Source organism: Longimicrobiaceae bacterium, from assembly GCA_035936415.1.
GTDB lineage: Bacteria > Gemmatimonadota > Gemmatimonadetes > Longimicrobiales > Longimicrobiaceae > JAFAYN01.
The window spans coordinates 1-2,323 of sequence record DASYWD010000019.1 but is presented as its reverse complement, the minus strand read 5'-3'; the positions used below and the strand labels follow the sequence as shown (position 1 = coordinate 2,323).

Here is a 2,323-nt window from a genome sequence, read left to right as displayed (position 1 = left end):
GGAGCCCCGGGGGGGGCGTCGTCTCGGAAGGGCGCGGGCGGCTACTTCTCCAGCTCCTGGGCCAGCCTCTCGCGCAGGCCGTCCAGCCAGACGGGGCGGGGCGCCTGCGAGCGGCCGTAGAACGACTCCAGCAGCTCCACGAAGGGACCCACGGACTCGCGCCGGAGCCCGCCGGGGAGGTCGCGCAGCAGCACGCCCGCGGCGATCGCCGCCACCGTCGGGTCGGGCGGCGGGGCAGTGCTGCGGGCCTGCTCGCGCACGAACCAGTCCGCGAGCTTGCGCCGGTTGGCCTCGTAGGGCGACGCGCCGTCCAGGAACTTCTTCAGCCCCATGGGGCTGAGCCCGATCCGGTACGCGACCTGGCGCAGGGAGGTCTCCTGCACGCGCAGCTCGGCCGTCTGCCGGATCTGCTCGGTGCTGGGGGGCTCCCGCCGCTTCAACGGGCCCTCCTGGTCAGGGGGCGCCCGCCGCGGTGTAATTTCTGTTTACTTTCTCTCGTTTTACACTCGCAAGTGTAGGGGTCTCGCCCCGGCCTGGCAAGGCCCGCCCGGCCGGGGGCGTTGCCTGGGTCCGGAAACCGGCTACGTTTCCACCCTGCGGCCCCGCCGCGCCGCCCCGGACACCGCGACCGAGACCCGATGCTCCGACTCCGCACCCTCGCGCTCCTGGTCCTGCTCCCGCTCGCGGCCGCTCCCGCCGTGCGCGCGCAGCAGGGCTCCTTCACGCTCCGGACGCGCCCGGAGCGCACGGACCACCGCGAGACCAGCCGCTACGACGAGGTGGTGGCCTTCCTGGAGGCGGCCGAGCGCGCCGCGCCGGGGATGCTGCACCTCACCACCTTCGGCTACAGCTTCGAGGGACGCCCCCTCCCGCTGGCGGTCTGGGGGCGCGTGGCGGACGCGAGCCCGGAGGCGGTGCTGGCCTCCGGGAAGACGCGCGTCTACGTGCAGGGGAACATCCACGCGGGCGAGGTGGAGGGGAAGGAGGCCACGCTGCAGCTGGTGCGGGACCTGGTGAACGGCCGGCACGCGGAGTGGGCGGACTCGCTGGTGCTCCTGCTGGCCCCCATCTACAACGCGGACGGGAACGAGCGCGTCAACCTGGTCAACCGGCCGCGCCAGCACGGGCCCGTGGGGGGGATGGGGCAGCGCCCCAACGCGCAGGGGCTGGACCTGAACCGCGACCACACGAAGCTAGACTCGCCGGAGGCGCGCTCGCTGGCAGGGATGATGAGCCGCTATGACCCGCATGTGGGACTAGATCTCCACGCCACCAACGGGACGTATCACGCGTATCATCTCACGTATGCCCCTCCGCTCCATCCCGGCACCCACCCAGCCATCACGGAACTGCTGCGGAGTGAGTGGCTCCCGGAAATAACTCGCCGGATCCACGAGAAGGAGGGATGGGACATCTACCACTACGGGAACGTTCCCTCTGCAGAATCGCCCTGGGCAGCGGCAAGGGGGGCGGAGCGAGGGTGGTACACCTTCGACCATCGCCCCCGCTTCAACAACAACTATCTCGGGCTGCGTAACCGCTTCGCCATCCTGAGTGAGGCGTATGCTTACCTCCCGTTCAAGGAGCGGATTGAGGTTACCCGGCGGTTCGTAGAGGAGGTACTTCGCTGGACCTATGCGCACGCTTCGCAGGTCCGGCGGATCACCGAGGAGGTGGATCGTGCCTCAGTGGTGGGGGATTCGCTCCCGGTGCGCGCACGGGTCCAGCGGACCGGTCCTGTGGAGATCCTGATGGGCGAGGTGCGGGAGGAGCGGAATCCCTACAGTGGTGAGCCGATGTTGCGCCGACTGGAGGTGCGCCATCCCGAGAGAATGCCACAGTTCATCCATTTCGAGGCCGCGGAGATGGAGAAGGCTCCCCGTGCCTATCTCGTCCCCGCCACATTGGACAAGGTAGTGGAGCAACTCGCTGGGCACGGCGTCCGTTATTGGGCTCTGGAACGCCCAATCCGGATCCATGTAGAGGAGTTCGATATCGACTCCACACGGGTCGCCGAGCAGTCCTTCCAGGGGCACCAAGAGCGGACCGTGTGGGGCGCCTACCAACGAGTGGATCGAGAGGTCCCGGCAGGGACACTGGTGGTACCGATGGAGCAGCCGCTGGGGCGGCTCGTCTTCACCCTACTGGAGCCCCGTTCTGACGATGGATTCCTGAACTGGAATCTAAAAGGCTGTTGAAGAAGGGGGCCTTCGGAGGCGGCACCGAGTCGACGGCAGGATTGGCCGTGGAGAGGGCACGCAGCGGCGGCTCCGCGGGAGGCGTAACAGAGGAGGCAAGGCTGGTACGGAGCACAGGCGGGATG

At 68.8% G+C, this 2,323-nt stretch carries 2 protein-coding genes; one reads left to right on the top strand and one right to left on the bottom strand.

What is annotated here, in order from left to right; all coding sequences use genetic code 11:
* Window positions 1–41: 41 nt before the first annotated feature.
* Window positions 42–440 carry a hypothetical protein gene (locus tag VGR37_00885; protein HEV2145949.1) on the bottom strand — a complete coding sequence of 133 codons (399 nt, stop codon included), beginning with the start codon at window positions 438–440 and terminating at the stop codon, window positions 42–44.
* A gap of 198 nt (window positions 441–638) precedes the next feature.
* On the opposite strand from VGR37_00885, the gene VGR37_00880 reads away from it, so the two are divergent.
* The gene (locus VGR37_00880) at window positions 639–2,198 is read left to right on the top strand and encodes a M14 family metallopeptidase (GenBank protein ID HEV2145948.1); all 1,560 of its coding nucleotides are present in this window, start codon (window positions 639–641) and stop codon (window positions 2,196–2,198) included.
* The last annotated feature ends 125 nt before the right edge of the window (window positions 2,199–2,323 follow it).